Source organism: Pseudomonas sp. Wu6 (assembly GCF_019891515.1).
In the GTDB taxonomy this organism is placed as follows: domain Bacteria; phylum Pseudomonadota; class Gammaproteobacteria; order Pseudomonadales; family Pseudomonadaceae; genus Aquipseudomonas; species Aquipseudomonas orientalis_A.
In genome coordinates this window covers 1-16,739 of sequence record NZ_JAFLXH010000065.1, presented here as the reverse complement: position 1 = coordinate 16,739, position 16,739 = coordinate 1, and the positions used below count along the sequence as shown (strand labels likewise).

Genomic DNA, 16,739 nt, shown 5'->3' with positions numbered 1-16,739 from the left:
CGATGGTAGTGTGGGGTTTCCCCATGTGAGAGTAGGTCATCGTCAAGATTAAATTCCAGAACCCCTGTTTGCTAACGCAAACAGGGGTTTTGTTTTGGGCGCTCGAAAAGCCTGCGCATCGAACAGGCTCACCCTCTATGGATCGCTCTATTCAGGGCTTTTATCGCAGATATCCAAACACCAGTCGAACCTTGCACCTGATCCAGGTTCACAGGTGGTGCGCGGTATATTTATCTGCCCGCTATGTACCTTTCAGCCACGCAGTCAGCGTCTGAGCTTAAGCAAAATAATCCCTGGAAAAGGCTAATGCCGCCTGTCCGGACCCGACCAACGCGGACTATCATGCGATAGCCCTGTCCCCTCACTGCAAGGAGCCGCTCGGAACGCCGATGCGCCAGATCTGGAAATCTTTTCGAGCCCTTTATTTCGCCTCCTTGATGATGCTGATCGGCTCCGGCCTGCTCAGTACTTATTTAGCCTTGCGACTGGCGGCTGACCATGTCGACAGCCTGTGGGTGGGTGCGTTGATGGCGGCCAACTACTTTGGCCTGGTGCTGGGCGGCAAGATCGGGCACCGCTTGATCGCTCGTGTCGGGCATATACGCGCCTACGCGACCTGCGCCGGGATCGTCGGCGCGGCTGTGCTGGGGCACGGTTTGATCGATTGGCTGCCTGCCTGGATCGTCCTGCGGGTGATCGTGGGCCTGGGGATGATGTGCCAGTACATGGTCATTGAAAGCTGGCTCAATGAGCAGGCGGAGGCCAAGCAGCGTGGCGTAGTGTTCAGCGGCTATATGATCGCTTCCTACCTCGGTCTCGTACTGGGCCAGCTGATACTGGTCATGCATCCCCATCTGGGGCTTGAACTGCTGATGCTGGTCGCGCTGTGCTTTGCCCTGTGCCTGGTGCCGGTGGCCATGACCCGACGTATTCACCCCGCACCGCTGCATCCGGCGCCGATGGAGCCGCGTTTCTTTATCAAGCGCGTGCCACAGTCCCTCAGCACGGTGCTGGGGGCTGGACTGATCGTGGGCTCGTTCTATGGCCTGGCGCCGCTCTATGCCTCCCAGCAGGGGTTGACGACCGAGCAAGTCGGCCTGTTCATGGGCTCCTGCATTTTTGCGGGACTGCTCGTGCAGTGGCCGCTGGGCTGGTTGTCCGACCGCTATGACCGCGCGCTGCTGATCCGCTGCTTTGCCTTGTGTCTGGCAGTGGCGGCATTGCCCTTGGCGATCATGACTCAGGTTCCGTTGGAAGTGCTGTTCGTAGCGGGCTTCTTTTGTTCACTTGTGCAGTTTTGTCTGTACCCGTTGGCCGTGGCTTTTTCCAACGACCACGTAGAAGGTGATCGCCGGGTCTCGCTGACGGCCATGTTGCTGGTGACTTACGGAGTGGGCGCCAGTATCGGCCCGCTTCTGGCAGGTGTGGTGATGAAGCTGTTCGGCAGCCAGATGCTGTACGCGTTTTTCAGCCTCTGCGCGTTGATCCTGGTATGGCGCATACGGCCGAAGGCGGTGACCAACTTGCATCAGGTAGACGATGCGCCGCTGCATCACGTGGCGATGCCTGACAGTATGTCCAGCTCGCCGTTGGTGGCAGCCCTTGACCCGCGGGTAGATGAACAGGTGGTGCAAGAGCAGATGCAGGCCACTGTTCCTGAACCGGACCCAGAACCTGTCGTCGACGAGCCGGCTGTCGAGGTAGCGCCTGAGTCGACAGACTCGGAAGACCATCCCCACGACTTGAGCAGAGCGCGCCCCTGAACGGAAAACGGGCAGACCCTATCAGGATCTGCCCGTTTTCACTTCAGCGTTCGAGGCTTAAAAGTCGTCGTCCTTGTCGAAGCGTCGAGCTTCACGCTGCAGCTGATACACAAAGCGTTCTACCTGGCGCTGCACCAAACCGCTCATGTTATGAAAGCGCACGCCGGCAAACGTGGTGTTGATCCTGTCTTCGAAATGCAGGTAACGCAACTCGACAGCGGTAGTCATGTTGCCGAATGGCAGCGCGGCGATGAAGCGGTCGTAGACCTGCCCCAGTTGCAGGCGTTCGGCGATGTCGCCTTCAAAGCGCAATTTGCATCCAGTGGCGGAAATGTCCAGCAACTTGCCGTTGACCGGAGCCTTGAGCTTTTCGCCGCCCAATTCGATATTGACCAACTGCGCCAATTTCAGTGCCGCGCGAAATGCATTGCGACGCTGATGATAGACCACCTCACCGGGCATGCTGCCACTGTAGATACGGTGACCATCCTTCTCGCTGATGCTCAGCGTGCCGTTACTCTCCCAGGCGACCCGGACACCGTCATGAAAACCTTCGACGCGGAAGGGTTCGCCATTTTCGAGGTGACGTTCACCGTCACGCGGAATCATTTCGTCCAGCACCAGCGTCTTGCTGTCCCGGTCGATATCCACAAGGTAGCTTTGGAAGCGTTGGCTGCGTTCGTGGAAAGTGATGATCAATGGATCATGGCTTTCCTGGAGCATCCGCAGCGTGCTGGCGATTTCCAAAGGTGTGGTAAGAACCTTGGGTGGCTGCGGTGCATCTTCCGCATTAAGGGCGTTGAACACGGTTGTTCCATCTCCAGGAAAATACGACTACACGCAAGAACCGGCATTTTGCCAGTATGTAGCGCACCTTGGATAGGCCGCGCTTTGAACCGCTGTCAGGCTTGGCTGCGGGTGCTTGGCTTGACCAGGCGTGAAGTGGACCCCTGGGCGTTATACAGGGCCGGGGGCTCGCCGCCGTGAAGAATACGTAACTGATTGGCCGTGGTGGCTTGCTGTAGCTGAATCGACTGGCCGTTGAGCAGATTGGCTTCCTGGCACTGGGTGAGCAGGTGATTGAGCGCTTTGCTTTGCGTCAGCAACTGATCGCCGACCGAGGAATGGCTTGCCAACTGTGCCAGGCCGTCGTGATCGGCGGGCAGGCCCAGGCTGTTGAGGATCTCGCTGCGCTTCGTGCCGTGCTGTTCGAGCAGCACAATCAGCGATTGTTTGCGCGCGAGTATTTCTTCGAGCAAAGGCATATCCCGGCCATACAGGGCCAGGGACTCTTCTTTTAGCAGCTCGAGCAGTTGTTGCGTCGGCGCCAGATCATCAATGATCAGTTGAAGCAAATGTTCGTCGTGGTGCATGGCTGGCCTTGGGTTTTAAGCGTCCAGAAGCCCAGCGCAGGCCTTTGCCTAGCGCTCGGCTTCGAAGTTAAGCAGCTTGCTGGCTACACGGTTGCTGTCGACTGTGTAACTGCCATCGGCGATAGCCTGTTTCAACTCGGCCACGCGGGCTTTATTGACAACCGGTTGATCGCGCAGCGAGTCAGTGACCTTCTGCAACTGCTGAGCCTCATTACTCAGGTGAACCGACTCCCCACTCTGGCTCGCACTCGCCTGCTCTGCCTTGGCCGGCAGGGGCTGGGACTTGGCTTCTACGTTTTCCTTGCCGGCAGTACGCGTAGTGCCTGACGTCGTCGGGGTGTTATTTAAACGGCTGAAATCAATGACCATGATCAAAAAACCTCTGGGTATTTGGACGCTTGCCATGTTTTCGGCAATACCCGGACAAACTTTAGGCGCGAATGACAATAAATCTCCGCACGGAGCACTCTATGCACAGTGTAGGAAAACCTGGCGCCCCGTACCAGTCATCTATAACGCCACCTCGACTTGGCCCGGAGCTGTCACTCGCGCCTTGATCACGCGGTTGGAGTTGAGGTTCTTGACGCGAATCTGTTCGCTCATGCCACCGTTGGACAGCGCTTCCCCCGGCATTTTTACGTTCAACCCGCCGCTGCTGGCGGAAATCACGACCTGGTCACCTTTACGAATGACTTCAGCCTGCTCCAGGTGAACCAGGGTAATCACTTGGTCGGTGACCACTGGTCGGGTGAGGCGCTGCCCGATCGCCTGGTCCAGGGAGGTCAGGTAACCCTGGTTGATCAGGCTGATATCCCGTTCACGCAGTGCAACGTCGTCATCGCCAATGATGCCGGTGCGCTTCAACGGCCGTGCCACCACGACGACGTCGCGGAACAATTTGACTTGAGCCGGTACAAACACCGTCCAGGGTGAGGCGCCTTCACAGCGTACTTTTACGGTGACACGGCCAATGGGCTGGGCCGGGCTTTCCAGGGTGGCTGTCAATTCCTTGTCACACATCGGCATGCGCAGGCGCGGGTCCAACTGATTGACCTGGATCTCATAGCGCCCCGGTGTCTGGGTGGTCTCCAGATAATCTTCTACAGTGTATTCAAGAAAGCCCTGGGTGACGCCGATAAGGAGATCAGGCAGGGTGACGTTGTCGGCGCGAGCGGTGACGCCCACGCCCCAGACAAGCAGCGCCATCGCGGCGCAGAGCAATCTGCGATACTTTGGGCGGCAAGCGCGTCGGGAAACTGTCGTTTTAATATCCATAGCCAACCAAATAGCAAAGCTCGTGCCGTTTAGTGTTGGGTACGCATCGTACCTCTGGGATTTAGGAGTCTGGGCATGGCAGGTGTAATGGATTCAGTAAACCAGCGCACACAGCTGGTAGGGCAGAATCGCCTGGAGTTGTTGCTTTTTCGCCTGGACGGCAAGCAGCTGTACGGGATCAACGTGTTTAAAGTGCGCGAAGTGCTGCAGTGTCCCAAGCTGACGATCATGCCCAAGTCCAGTCCGGTGGTGTGTGGCGTTGCCAATATACGTGGCGCGACCATCCCCATTCTTGACTTGGCAATGGCCACCGGGTCCTCTGGTTTGCAGGACCGCGAGAGCCCGTTCGTGATCATTACCGAGTACAACACCAAGACCCAGGGGTTTCTGGTGCGCTCGGTGGAACGTATCGTCAACATGAACTGGGAAGAGATTCATCCGCCGCCCAAGGGCACCGGGCGCGATCATTACCTCACGGCGGTGACGCGGGTGGATAACCAGTTGGTCGAGATCATCGACGTGGAGAAAATCCTCGCCGAGGTCGCGCCCACCTCGGAAACGATTTCCGTCGGGGTCGTGGATGCCGAGACGGCACACAAGGCGGTATCCCTGCGCGTGTTGACCGTGGACGACTCCTCTGTCGCGCGCAAGCAGGTCACGCGTTGCCTGCAAACCGTTGGCGTCGAGGTCGTAGCCCTTAATGATGGGCGCCAAGCCTTGGATTACCTGCGCAAGTTGGTGGACGAGGGCAAGAAGCCGGAAGAAGAGTTCCTGATGATGATTTCCGACATTGAAATGCCGGAAATGGACGGATACACCCTCACGGCTGAAATACGCAACGATCCACGCATGCAAAAATTGCACATCATCCTGCATACTTCGTTGTCGGGGGTATTCAATCAGGCCATGGTCAAGAAGGTCGGTGCAGATGACTTCCTGGCCAAATTCCGGCCTGATGACCTCGCATCCCGGGTAGTCGACCGGATCAAGGCAGCAGATCACGGCTAGGGGCATTTCTCCTGGCGGTCACACGATTTAAGAGGCGGTACCATTGTCTACGGGTAATTTGGATTTCGAACAGTTCCGGGTCTTCCTGGAAAAAGCCTGTGGCATATTGCTCGGTGAAAACAAGCAGTACCTGGTATCCAGCCGTCTCAACAAGCTGATGGAACAGCAGGGCATCAAATCCCTGGGTGAGCTGGTCCAGCGTATCCAGGGGCAGCCGCGCAGCGGGCTCAAGGAGATGGTGGTCGATGCCATGACCACCAACGAAACCTTATGGTTTCGCGATACCTACCCCTTTGAGGTGCTCAAGAACAAAGTGCTGCCCGAAGCCATCAAGGCCAGCCCGGGCCAGCGCCTGCGCATCTGGTCGGCGGCATGCTCCTCGGGACAGGAACCTTATTCGATCTCCATGACCATCGACGAGTTCGAGCGGACCAACATGGGCCAGTTGAAAGCCGGCGCGCAAATTGTGGCGACGGACCTCTCCGGCAGCATGCTCACCAACTGCAAGACCGGTGAGTACGACAGCCTGGCCCTGGGCCGAGGCCTGTCCCAGGAACGTTTGCAGCGCTATTTTGACCCGAAGGGGGCAGGGCGCTGGGCGATCAAGGCGCCGATCAAGAACCGCGTCGAGTTCCGCTCGTTCAACTTGCTCGACAGCTACGCCAGCCTGGGCAAGTTCGACATGGTGTTCTGTCGCAACGTGCTGATCTACTTCTCGGCCGAAGTGAAGAAGGACATCCTCTTGCGCATTCATGGCACGCTCAAGCGCGGCGGGTATCTATTCCTTGGCGCGTCGGAAGCCTTGAACGGCTTGCCGGATCACTACCAGATGGTGCAGTGCAGCCCGGGAATCATCTACCAGGCCAAATAACAACGTTTACCCGGTAAAAAATGTGGGAGGGGGCTTGCCCCCGATGGCGGTGGGTCAGTCAGCTATTCATGACATGACACACTGCTATCGGGGGCAAGCCCCCTCCCACATTTGTTTCGCGGCACTTTCAACGGTAGCGGCAATCCTTCCATTGCCGCTTTACTGGCGCCACGCGGAAAGCACTTGCCGCTTTTCTGGCATTGCCGCCGGCAATTTCTCTGCAAGCCCTTGATATACGGGGCTTGGTCACATTGGCATGCACCTTGCTATAACCCTGCTAACGAACAGCAGGTCAGCCTAAAGGTTTCCGCCATGAGCATCAGCTTCGATAAAGCGCTCGGTATCCACGAAAAAGCCCTGGGCTTCCGCGCCCAGCGTGCCGAAGTCCTGGCCAACAACATTGCCAACGCCGACACCCCGAACTACAAGGCTCGGGACCTGGACTTCTCCGCCGTGCTCGCCGCACAGCAGGACAAGACCAAAAACGGCGCCTTCGCCTTGAACATGACCAACAGCCGTCATATTGAAGCGCAAGGCCTGAGCAGTGGTGACGAGTCGCTGCTGTATCGCACGCCGATGCAGCCGTCGATCGACCAGAACACCGTTGATGCTCAACTGGAACAATCGAACTACGCCGAAAACTCGGTGAACTTCCAGGCCAGCTTCACCCTGCTCAACAGCAAATTCAAAGGGCTGATGTCAGCCCTGCGTGGAGAATAAGCCATGTCCCTGTCCAGTGTTTTCAATATTGCCGGCAGTGGCATGAGCGCGCAGACCACGCGTTTGAACACCGTCGCCAGTAACATCGCCAACGCCGAGACCGTGTCTTCGAGCATTGACCAGACTTACCGCGCCCGTCATCCGGTATTTGCCACCATGTTCCAGGGCGGCCAGGGCGGCGGCAGTGATTCGCTGTTCCAGAACCAGGATGCCGCCGGGCAAGGCGTGCAGGTACTGGGTGTGGTCGAGGACCAGAGCAACCTCGAAGCGCGTTACGAGCCCAATCATCCGGCAGCGAACGAAAAGGGTTATGTCTACTACCCCAACGTCAACGTGGTCGAGGAGATGGCCGACATGATTTCCGCCAGCCGTTCGTTCCAGACCAACGCGGAAATGATGAACACCGCCAAAACCATGATGCAGAAGGTCCTGACCCTGGGTCAGTGATAAGGGGCGCCAAATAATGGCCATCGTTGATACGTCGAACAACACGGCAGTCCAGGACCTGTTCAACTCCAAGGTCAAGGACGCTTCAAACAATGTAGCGAATGTTTCCAAGGCTGCCACCGGCAACCAGGCGTTGGGCAAGGATGCATTCCTGCAACTGCTGGTCACCCAGCTGAAAAACCAGAACCCGTTGTCGCCACAGGACAACGGTGCCTTCGTGGCGCAGTTGGCCCAGTTCAGCAGCCTGGAAGGCATCAACACCCTGAACGACTCGGTAAACAACATATCGAGCAACTTCAGCTCGTCGCAGGCGCTGCAGGCTTCGTCGCTGGTGGGACGTTCGATCATCACCCAGACCGACAAGGCACTGGTCGATACCAGCAAGAGCATGAACGGGTCGGTGGCGGTAACGGCGGCAACGGGCAACGTCTCGATCAAGATCACCGACAAGGACGGCAACGTGGTGCGCACCCTCGATATGGGCGCCCAGAGCGCGGGTTCGTCGGACTTCATCTGGGATGGCAAAAACGATAAGGGTGAGGTCGCCCCAGCCGGCACTTATACCTTCGCGGCCTCCGCCAAGAGCGACAAGGGCGACGCGGTTGCCCTGGCTACTTCACTGCCGGCAACGGTGACCAGCGTGACGCTGAGCAAGACAGGTGGCGAAATGCTGTTGAACCTTGCAGGCGGCATGGGCAGCGTCAAGCTGTCGCAAATTCAGACTATCGGTACATAGAGCCGGCTAACAACGGCAGAGGGAGAGAAACATGTCTTTTAATATCGGCCTTAGCGGCCTCTATGCGGCCAACAAACAACTGGACGTGACCGGCAACAACATTGCCAACGTGGCGACCACTGGCTTCAAGTCGTCCCGTGCAGAGTTCGCGGACATCTACGCGGCGTCCAAACTGGGCACCGGGAAGAACAGCATCGGCAATGGCGTGAACCTGGCGGCGGTGTCGCAGCAATTCACCCAGGGTGACGTGAATGGCAGCGGCGGCATCCTGGACATGGCGATCCAGGGCGGCGGTTTCTTCGTGCAGAAGGGCAGTGACGGTTCGCTGGAATACACCCGCAGCGGTGCGTTCCGTGCCGACAAAGACGGCTACATCACCAACAACAGCGGTACCTCGCGCCTGCAAGGCTACGCGGCGGATGATAACGGAAAAATCAACAAGGGCGGCCTGACCGACCTGCAACTGAACCTGACGAACCTGCCGCCCAAGGCCTCCACCAAAGTGGACTCCGCCAGTAACCTGAACTCCTCGGAGCCGGTGATCGACCAAACGGCCAAGCCATTCGATCCCACCAAGACCGACACCTTTACCACGCAATACAGCACCACCTTGTACGATTCCCAGGGCAACGCTCACCCGATGGTGCAGTACCTGGTGAAAACCGACGGCAACAAGTGGAATGCCTACACCCTGATCGACGGCCGCAACCCTGACGGTTCTTCCCCGACGGGCACCCCATCGACCCCACCGGTGGCGTCGACCCTGACCTTCGATGGCGCGGGCAAACTCACCAGTGTGGTGACCGGTGGTGTATCCGATAAGACCCTCACCGTTGCCGGTTGGGTCCCGGGTACGGTGACCAATGGTGTGTGGAAGGCCAACGGTGCGAATGCCAACCCGGGTGGGATTGCGGTCAACATGGCCAACATCACCCAGTACAACTCGGCCACCTACCGTAACCCTCCGGTGACCGATGGCTATGCCACCGGCCAGATCACCGGCCTGAAGATCGACGGCAGCGGCGTATTGTTCGCCACTTTCAGCAACCAGCAGAGCAAGGCTATCGGCCAGATCTCGCTGGCCAGCTTCAACAACGAACAAGGCCTGCAACCCGCCGGCAGCACCACCTGGAAAGAAACCTTCGCGTCGGGTCAACCGGGTTATGACACCCCGCAATCCGGCACCCTGGGCTCGATCGTGGCCAACTCCCTGGAGAACTCCAACGTCAACCTGACCAATGAGTTGGTGGACCTGATCAAGGCCCAGAGCAACTACCAGGCGAACGCCAAGACCATCTCCACCCAGAGCACCATCATGCAGACCATCATTCAGATGACGTGATGCGCCGGCGCTCCACAGGAAGCCCCTCGTAAGAGGGGCTTTTTTGTGCCCGTAGGAAAAGTGTCGGCGACATATAGGGTTACGCGCAGACATGCGCCGCACGGAACGCGGCATGCCCGCCTTGCCACTGATCGGATCATAGCCGAGAGGCTCAGCCATCATAGGGGGCGGGGATATGTGGGGGACAGGTGTTTTCGCAGCCGATAGCAAGCGCGCAGGACCGCTACATGTCAGGGTTGCGGATCAGTCGAAACCGGTAGCGCCTGACGCCGACAAGGCAACGGTTAAAACCCTGCTTAACCAACTGTTTGAGGCGCAGCAGTCGGGCAAGACGCAGACAGTTCAGGACACGCGCGACAAGTTGAATGCGCTGCGTGAGAAGTTGGGGGACGAGAAGTTCAAGGCGATTCTCGAGCAGCTCAAGAGCGATGTCAGTGAAGCCTGGTGGGCTTGGTTGAAGGCGCTCTTTCCAGAATTGTTTGCGGATGAAGACGGCCCCTCTCCCGCTCCTTCTCCTACGCCGCCAGGTGGTGGTGGCGGCGTGAATCGAGCGGATTTTGGCCCTCGTGACTCGATGAGCGACTTGCCGATCACCAGCGGCGCTAGCCATTTTGACTATAGAGTAGATAACAGCAATCCTGGTGTTGCACCCAAAAATATCTGGAGTGGCTTCAGCCTAGGCTTCACCGGAAATTGTGTCACCGTTTCAGCAATAAAGGCTGCAATGCAGCAGTTCGGCCAAAAACCTACCGATGTGTTTAAAAATGTAGCGGAGGCGGGTAATGGTTGGGATGTGGTGATGCGAGATGGTGTGCAGGTCCATGTATCCAAAGACGAACTGAAGCAGGCCGCCCGTTTCGCTAATTTCAGAGGCGATGATGCCTCGATGATGACTGATGCGAACTTCATGTATGCCGCAAGTGCCAAGCGGGCGCAGAAGGAAGGGAATGACGGGAAGACCAACCTCAGCTTTTATGAAGCAATGCGCACTCTCAACGATGGAGAGGTGGCTCGTGAAGGTCTGGATCGTTTAGGGCTGCGTGGGCTATATCGGCAAGGTACTCATGCTGATTTCGCCAATGGAAAAATAGGTACTGTGGAATATAAAAGCCATTCCATGGCAGTTATCGGTAATCGGGTCGAGCTATGGGGAAAGCGCGGAGGGGTTCCGGAGCCTGGCATAGTCAGTGTATTTATATAAGCAGTCAAAAGAAAAACCCCGGTAAATCCATTTAAAGCCTGGAGTTACCGGGGTTTTTCATTTGCCTTTAGCCGCTAGCAAGCTCTGCGGCCTATTGGCAAGCCTCACAATCCGGCTCATCAATCGCACACGCCTTCGGCACTGGCGCAGGTCCAGCTGGCGCGGCGAGAACCGAGTCATCACCATGGTTGCCGCTGGAAACGGCGTTCAGCTTGCCAGTGTTGATGGTCGACTTCTCGGTGCTGGTCGCGGCCAGGGCACGGAGGTAGTAAGTGGTTTTCAGGCCACGGTACCACGCCATGCGGTAGGTCACGTCGAGCTTCTTGCCCGAAGCACCGGCGATGTAGAGGTTCAGGGACTGCGCCTGGTCGATCCACTTCTGACGACGGCTGGCGGCGTCAACGATCCACTTGGTGTCCACTTCGAACGCGGTTGCGTAGAGCTCTTTGAGTTCCTGCGGGATGCGCTCGATCTGTTGCACGGAACCATCGTAGTACTTCAGGTCGTTGATCATCACCGAGTCCCACAGGCCACGGGCTTTCAGGTCGCGGACCAGGTACGGGTTGATCACGGTGAACTCGCCCGACAGGTTCGATTTCACATACAGGTTCTGGTAGGTCGGTTCGATCGACTGCGACACGCCGGTAATGTTGGCGATGGTTGCGGTCGGTGCGATGGCCATGATGTTGGAGTTACGAATGCCTTTCTGCACACGGGCACGTACCGGCGCCCAGTCCAGGGATTCGTTCAGGTCAACGTCGATGTACTTCTGGCCACGCTGCTCGATCAGGATCTGTTGCGAGTCCAGCGGCAGGATGCCCTTGGACCACAACGAACCCTGGAACGTCTCATAGGCGCCGCGCTCGTCGGCCAGGTCGCAGGAAGCCTGGATAGCGTAGTAGCTGACCGCCTCCATGGACTTGTCGGCGAACTCGACGGCAGCATCGGAACCGTAAGGAATGTGCTGCAGGTACAAGGCGTCCTGGAAGCCCATGATGCCCAGGCCGACCGGACGGTGCTTGAAGTTGGAGTTCTGCGCCTGTGGCACCGAGTAGTAGTTGATGTCGATAACGTTATCGAGCATGCGTACGGCGGTGTTGACGGTGCGTTCCAGCTTGGCGGTGTCCAGCTTGCCGTTGACGATATGGTTCGGCAGGTTGATCGAGCCCAGGTTGCAGACGGCGATCTCGTCCTTGTTGGTGTTCAAGGTGATCTCGGTGCACAGGTTCGAGCTGTGGACCACGCCCACGTGCTGCTGCGGGCTGCGCAGGTTGCACGGGTCCTTGAAGGTCAGCCATGGGTGGCCGGTTTCGAACAGCATCGACAGCATCTTGCGCCACAGGTCTTTGGCCTGGATGGTCTTGAACAGCTTGATTTTGCCAGGGTACTGGGCCAGGGCTTCGTAGTACTCGTAACGCTCCTCGAAGGCCTTGCCGGTCAGGTCGTGCAGGTCCGGCACTTCGGACGGCGAGAACAGGGTCCACTGGCCGTCATCGAAGACACGCTTCATGAACAGGTCAGGGATCCAGTTGGCGGTGTTCATGTCGTGGGTACGACGACGATCATCACCGGTGTTCTTGCGCAGCTCGATGAATTCTTCAATGTCCATGTGCCAGGTTTCCAGGTAGGCACATACAGCGCCTTTGCGCTTGCCACCCTGGTTCACGGCAACGGCGGTGTCGTTCACCACTTTAAGGAACGGCACGACGCCCTGGGATTTACCATTGGTGCCCTTGATGTACGAACCCAGTGCACGCACCGGGGTCCAGTCATTGCCCAGGCCGCCGGCGAATTTGGACAACATGGCGTTGTCGTGGATCGCGTGGTAGATGCCCGACAGGTCATCCGGCACGGTGGTCAGGTAGCAGCTCGACAGCTGTGGACGCAGGGTGCCGGCGTTGAACAGGGTCGGGGTCGACGACATGTAGTCGAAGGACGACAACAGGTTGTAGAACTCGATCGCACGGTCTTCCTTGTGCTTCTCTTCGATCGCCAGGCCCATGGCCACACGCATGAAGAACACTTGCGGCAGTTCGAAGCGGATCCCGTCCTTGTGGATGAAGTAACGGTCGTACAGGGTTTGCAGGCCCAGGTAGGTGAACTGCTGGTCGCGCTCGTGGTTGATCGCCTTGCCGAGTTTTTCCAGGTCGAAGGTGGCCAGGATCGGGTTGAGCAATTCGAATTCGATACCCTTGGCGATGTAGGCCGGCAGGGCCTTGGCGTACAGGTCGGCCATCTCGTGGTGGGTGGCGCTGTCGGCGACACCGAGGAAGCCCAGGCCTTCGGCGCGCAGGGTGTCCATCAGCAGGCGCGCGGTCACGAACGAGTAGTTCGGCTCGCGTTCAACCAGGGTACGGGCGGTCATCACCAGGGCGGTGTTGACGTCGGTCAGGGCCACGCCGTCGTACAGGTTCTTCAGGGTTTCGCGCTGGATCAGGTCACCGTCGACTTCTTCCAGGCCTTCGCAGGCCTCGGTGATGATGGTGTTCAGGCGGCCCAGGTCCAGTGGCGCAAAGCTGCCATCGGCCAGGGTGATGCGGATCGACGGGTGCGCTTGCACGGCGTCGGCGGATGGCGCGTGTACGGCACGTTCCTTGGCGCGCGAATCGCGGTAGATCACGTAGTCACGGGCAACTTTCTGCTCGCCGGCACGCATCAGGGCCAGTTCGACCTGGTCCTGGATTTCTTCGATGTGGATGGTGCCGCCCGATGGCATGCGACGCTTGAAGGTCGCGGTGACCTGTTCGGTCAGGCGGGCAACGGTGTCGTGGATGCGCGACGAAGCAGCAGCGGTGCCGCCTTCAACTGCAAGAAACGCTTTGGTGATGGCGACGGTGATTTTGTCATCGGTGTAAGGAACGACAGTGCCGTTACGCTTGATCACGCGCAATTGGCCAGGTGCGGTGGCGGACAGATCCATATTCGAATCGGCGGCCTGCGGCACGGAGCCCTGCGGGTTCTCGCGAGTTGTGTCGGTTTGCATGGGGGGTTGTCTCCACGTTCTATATTTGATTGCGAGTGCCAGGCTTTCCTGCAACACCCGTACCGTTTTCCATATCTTTGGATGAAAAACAGCTGCCATCCGCGTGAGCGGTTTGGTCTACTGAAAATCGGTTGGTTCCACGCTGCGCCAGCAATAAAGCGCTTGAATTTCGAGCCGCTTATGTGGTTGGACGCTTTCCGCCAAAACCCTACATGTAGGGTCTCTTGAAGTGCCGAGGTACAAGATAATGCGTTTTACAGGTGTTAGCAACGCACTAACCTGTGGATAACACTGTGAGTAAAATGTGTAAGAAAGGTTGAAGGGGCGTGTAGGCCGCATTACTGCTGGATTGCGCCGTTTGTCATTAAATGTTTCGAAGCTAAAACAAGCTGGCGGTTTTCGAAGGGCGCGAACCCTACCACAAAAAAACGCCATGGCCGAATCGATTTCCCGACTTGTGCTTATGGGTTGGCCCATGGCTACAATCGACCCTCGTTATGCCCTCAATACATGACAAACAGGCTGTGCCTGGACCGTCTTGGCCGGAAGAATTTCCTATAACAATGAGGACAACCCATGGGACAGGATCCCTGGCAGGTATTGATCGTCGAGGATGACGAACGCTTGGCCGAGCTGACCCGCGAATACCTGGAGAGCAACGGCCTGCGCGTGTCGGTGGAGAACGACGGTGCCCTGGCGGCGGCGCGCATCATCGCCGAGCAGCCTGACCTGGTGATCCTCGACCTGATGCTGCCCGGCGAAGACGGCCTGAGCATCTGCCGCAAGGTGCGCGGGGGCTATGACGGCGTCATCCTGATGCTCACTGCGCGCACCGACGACATGGACCAGGTGCAGGGCCTGGACATGGGCGCCGATGACTACGTGTGCAAACCCGTGCGTCCGCGCCTGTTGCTGGCGCGTATCCAGGCCCTGCTGCGGCGCAGCGAACCGGCGCCGGCGGTTGCGGTGGAGCACCAGCGACGCCTGCAATTCGGCCCGTTGGTGGTGGACAACGCCTTGCGCGAGGCCTGGCTGCACCAGGGCGGCATCGAACTGACCAGTGCCGAGTTCGACCTGCTGTGGCTGTTGGTGGCCAACGCCGGGCGCATTCTGTCGCGCGAAGAAATTTTCATCGCCCTGCGCGGCGTCGGTTACGACGGCCAGGATCGTTCGATTGATGTGCGCATTTCACGTATTCGCCCCAAGATCGGCGATGACCCGATCCACCCGCGCCTGATCAAGACCATCCGCAGCAAAGGCTACCTGTTCGTGCCCGAAGCCGCTGCCGACATGCCGCTGTGAACTCGATCTTCCTGCGCATCTACGGCGGCATGTGCGCCGCGCTGATCCTGGTCGCGCTGCTGGGGGTGCTGGCCCTGCACTTGCTCAACGATGTGCGCAGCGACCAATACCGCGAGCGCCTGGCCCATGGCACGTTCGCGTTGATGGGCGACAATCTGCGGCCCATGAGCGCCATCGAGCGTCAGCGCGCATTGGCGGTGTGGGAGCGATTGCTGGGCATTCCGTTGCAGTTGCGCACCTTCGTCGACGCGCAGCTGGACATGAGCCAGCGCAAGCGCCTGCAACGTGGCCAGGTCCTGGTGGAGCAGACGGGGCCCCATGCTGCGCGGGTACTGCGTCTGGTCAGCGAACAGGAGCAATGGGTGCTCACCGGCGAAGTGCAGCAGATCAGCGAGCAATTGGCCCGCGCCACTATCTACCTGCTGGCCGACGAACTGGTGCGGTTTCCGGTGGCCGAGCAGCCGCAACGTCTGGCTGACCTCAAGCAGGCCAAGGGCTTTGGTTTCGAGATGCACCTGATGCCCCTCGACCAGGCCGATATGGACGAGGACCAGCGCCGACGCGTGGCCGAGGGCGATACGGTGATGGCCCTGGGCAAGGGCGGTGATTCGATCCGTGTGTTTGCCGGCATGGTCGGCACGCCGTGGGTGCTGGAGATCGGCCCGCTGTATCAGATGAACCCGTACCCGGCGCAATGGCTGATCCTGATCGCGCTGATCGGCCTGACCCTGATCGGTCTGATCGTCTACCTGTTGGTGCGCCAGCTCGAGCGCCGCCTCAAGGGCCTGGAGGCGGCGGCCACGCGCATCGCCAAGGGCAACCTGGAGGTTCGCGTACCGGCGCGAGGCGTCGACTCGGTGGGGCGGTTGGCGGCGGCGTTCAACGGCATGGCCGAGCACTTGCAGCAATTGCTGGCGATTCAGCGTGAACTGGTACGCGCAGTGTCCCACGAGCTGCGCACGCCCGTGGCGCGCCTGCGCTTCGGCCTGGAGATGCTGGGCGACGCCAACACCGCCGAGGCTCGGCGCAAATACCTGGAGGGCATGGACGGCGATATCCAGGACCTCGATGGCCTGGTCGATGAGATGCTCACTTATGCGCGCCTGGAACAGGGCGCGCCGGCGTTGGACTTCCAGTGCGTCGACCTCGATGCGTTGCTCGACCAGGTGATCGGCGAATTGTCGCCACTGCGCCCGCAGGTCAGCGTCACCCGCGGGATTTGCTCTTCATCGGCGCATCGGCAGGACGCCTGGGTCGATGCCGAGCCCCGCTACCTGCATCGCGCGCTGCAGAACCTGGTCAGCAATGCCATGCGCCACGCCAAGGGCCAGGTGCTGATCAGCTATCAGGTCGGGCAGGTGCGGTGCCGTATCGACGTGGAAGACGATGGCCCCGGCATACCGGAAAGTGCCTGGGAACGTGTGTTCACCCCGTTCCTGCGCCTGGACGACAGCCGCACGCGCGCCTCGGGCGGGCACGGCCTGGGCCTGTCGATCGTGCGGCGGATTATCTATTGGCATGGCGGGCGGGCGTTGATCAGCAAGAGCAACAACCTGGGCGGGGCGTGTTTCAGTCTGAGTTGGCCCAGAGAACAGGGAAAACCCTGACACCGCCATCGGGGGCAAGCTGAACTGGTCAAGTAATCCCGGACACCGATTACGGTGTTTATGCCGCTTTTTGCTCCATGGCTATTGGCGACAGGTAGTTGTTGTAGCTGT

15 protein-coding genes are annotated in these 16,739 nt (G+C 58.9%); 10 read left to right on the top strand and 5 right to left on the bottom strand.

Annotation, left to right across the window (positions count from 1 at the left end):
* The first annotated feature begins 389 nt into the window (after window positions 1-389).
* Window positions 390-1,763 (top strand): MFS transporter, encoded by a 1,374-nt coding sequence (locus tag J1G34_RS26220; protein ID WP_065892957.1) that lies wholly within the window; start codon window positions 390-392, stop codon window positions 1,761-1,763.
* A gap of 57 nt (window positions 1,764-1,820) precedes the next feature.
* Here the strand turns inward: J1G34_RS26220 and J1G34_RS26215 are convergent, their stop codons facing one another.
* The 4 genes from J1G34_RS26215 to flgA form a co-directional block, all read right to left on the bottom strand.
* The gene (locus J1G34_RS26215; RefSeq protein ID WP_065884808.1) at window positions 1,821-2,570 is read right to left on the bottom strand and encodes a flagellar brake protein; all 750 of its coding nucleotides are present in this window, start codon (window positions 2,568-2,570) and stop codon (window positions 1,821-1,823) included.
* Window positions 2,571-2,665: 95 nt separating this feature from the next.
* Window positions 2,666-3,136: a flagellar protein FlgN gene (locus J1G34_RS26210; protein ID WP_065892956.1), complete on the bottom strand. Its 471-nt coding sequence runs from the start codon at window positions 3,134-3,136 to the stop codon at window positions 2,666-2,668.
* Window positions 3,137-3,184: 48 nt separating this feature from the next.
* On the bottom strand, window positions 3,185-3,505 hold the full coding sequence (gene flgM, locus J1G34_RS26205) for a flagellar biosynthesis anti-sigma factor FlgM (RefSeq protein ID WP_065884811.1): 321 nt from the start codon (window positions 3,503-3,505) through the stop codon (window positions 3,185-3,187).
* 141 nt (window positions 3,506-3,646) lie between these two features.
* Window positions 3,647-4,411 carry a flagellar basal body P-ring formation chaperone FlgA gene (flgA, locus tag J1G34_RS26200; RefSeq protein WP_065892955.1) on the bottom strand — a complete coding sequence of 255 codons (765 nt, stop codon included), beginning with the start codon at window positions 4,409-4,411 and terminating at the stop codon, window positions 3,647-3,649.
* A 75-nt stretch (window positions 4,412-4,486) separates the two neighbouring features.
* Between flgA and J1G34_RS26195 the strand changes: the two genes are divergently transcribed.
* From J1G34_RS26195 to J1G34_RS26165, 7 genes are all read left to right on the top strand, one after another.
* Window positions 4,487-5,419, top strand: coding sequence for a chemotaxis protein CheV (locus J1G34_RS26195; RefSeq protein ID WP_065884805.1), 933 nt, complete (start codon window positions 4,487-4,489; stop codon window positions 5,417-5,419).
* Window positions 5,420-5,462: 43 nt separating this feature from the next.
* A complete protein-coding gene (gene cheR / locus J1G34_RS26190; protein WP_065884804.1) occupies window positions 5,463-6,290 on the top strand; it encodes a protein-glutamate O-methyltransferase CheR in 828 nt (275 codons plus the stop codon).
* A 312-nt stretch (window positions 6,291-6,602) separates the two neighbouring features.
* Complete coding sequence (gene flgB / locus J1G34_RS26185) at window positions 6,603-7,010, top strand: flagellar basal body rod protein FlgB (RefSeq protein WP_065892954.1); 408 nt, start codon at window positions 6,603-6,605, stop codon at window positions 7,008-7,010.
* Window positions 7,011-7,013: 3 nt separating this feature from the next.
* Window positions 7,014-7,457 (top strand): flagellar basal body rod protein FlgC, encoded by a 444-nt coding sequence (gene flgC / locus J1G34_RS26180; protein ID WP_065884802.1) that lies wholly within the window; start codon window positions 7,014-7,016, stop codon window positions 7,455-7,457.
* Between the two features lie 16 nt (window positions 7,458-7,473).
* The gene (gene flgD / locus J1G34_RS26175) at window positions 7,474-8,193 is read left to right on the top strand and encodes a flagellar hook assembly protein FlgD (protein WP_065884801.1); all 720 of its coding nucleotides are present in this window, start codon (window positions 7,474-7,476) and stop codon (window positions 8,191-8,193) included.
* 31 nt (window positions 8,194-8,224) lie between these two features.
* Window positions 8,225-9,535 (top strand): flagellar hook protein FlgE, encoded by a 1,311-nt coding sequence (flgE, locus tag J1G34_RS26170; protein ID WP_065892953.1) that lies wholly within the window; start codon window positions 8,225-8,227, stop codon window positions 9,533-9,535.
* Window positions 9,536-9,710: 175 nt separating this feature from the next.
* On the top strand, window positions 9,711-10,736 hold the full coding sequence (locus J1G34_RS26165; protein ID WP_222994833.1) for a hypothetical protein: 1,026 nt from the start codon (window positions 9,711-9,713) through the stop codon (window positions 10,734-10,736).
* Between the two features lie 91 nt (window positions 10,737-10,827).
* Here J1G34_RS26165 and J1G34_RS26160 read toward each other — a convergent pair whose 3' ends face one another.
* Complete coding sequence (locus J1G34_RS26160) at window positions 10,828-13,719, bottom strand: ribonucleoside-diphosphate reductase subunit alpha (protein WP_065892951.1); 2,892 nt, start codon at window positions 13,717-13,719, stop codon at window positions 10,828-10,830.
* Window positions 13,720-14,295: 576 nt separating this feature from the next.
* Here J1G34_RS26160 and J1G34_RS26155 point away from each other — a divergent pair.
* Together J1G34_RS26155 and J1G34_RS26150 are read left to right on the top strand one after the other, a co-directional pair.
* On the top strand, window positions 14,296-15,021 hold the full coding sequence (locus tag J1G34_RS26155; RefSeq protein ID WP_065896008.1) for a response regulator: 726 nt from the start codon (window positions 14,296-14,298) through the stop codon (window positions 15,019-15,021).
* The gene (locus J1G34_RS26150; RefSeq protein WP_222994832.1) at window positions 15,018-16,628 is read left to right on the top strand and encodes an ATP-binding protein; all 1,611 of its coding nucleotides are present in this window, start codon (window positions 15,018-15,020) and stop codon (window positions 16,626-16,628) included. The genes J1G34_RS26155 and J1G34_RS26150 overlap by 4 nt, the downstream gene beginning before the upstream one ends.
* Window positions 16,629-16,739 lie beyond the last annotated feature (111 nt).

Bases quoted from the DNA above. Each gene is read 5' to 3' on its own strand.
- J1G34_RS26165 (WP_222994833.1), top strand. From the start codon at position 9,711: ATGTGGGGGACAGGTGTTTTCGCAGCCGATAGCAAGCGCGCAGGACCG.
- flgM (WP_065884811.1), bottom strand. From the start codon at position 3,505: ATGGTCATTGATTTCAGCCGTTTAAATAACACCCCGACGACGTCAGGC.
- J1G34_RS26155 (WP_065896008.1), top strand. From the start codon at position 14,296: ATGGGACAGGATCCCTGGCAGGTATTGATCGTCGAGGATGACGAACGC.
- flgE (WP_065892953.1), top strand. From the start codon at position 8,225: ATGTCTTTTAATATCGGCCTTAGCGGCCTCTATGCGGCCAACAAACAA.
- flgD (WP_065884801.1), top strand. From the start codon at position 7,474: ATGGCCATCGTTGATACGTCGAACAACACGGCAGTCCAGGACCTGTTC.
- J1G34_RS26195 (WP_065884805.1), top strand. From the start codon at position 4,487: ATGGCAGGTGTAATGGATTCAGTAAACCAGCGCACACAGCTGGTAGGG.
- J1G34_RS26160 (WP_065892951.1), bottom strand. From the start codon at position 13,719: ATGCAAACCGACACAACTCGCGAGAACCCGCAGGGCTCCGTGCCGCAG.
- flgC (WP_065884802.1), top strand. From the start codon at position 7,014: ATGTCCCTGTCCAGTGTTTTCAATATTGCCGGCAGTGGCATGAGCGCG.
- flgB (WP_065892954.1), top strand. From the start codon at position 6,603: ATGAGCATCAGCTTCGATAAAGCGCTCGGTATCCACGAAAAAGCCCTG.
- J1G34_RS26210 (WP_065892956.1), bottom strand. From the start codon at position 3,136: ATGCACCACGACGAACATTTGCTTCAACTGATCATTGATGATCTGGCG.
- J1G34_RS26220 (WP_065892957.1), top strand. From the start codon at position 390: ATGCGCCAGATCTGGAAATCTTTTCGAGCCCTTTATTTCGCCTCCTTG.
- flgA (WP_065892955.1), bottom strand. From the start codon at position 4,411: ATGGATATTAAAACGACAGTTTCCCGACGCGCTTGCCGCCCAAAGTAT.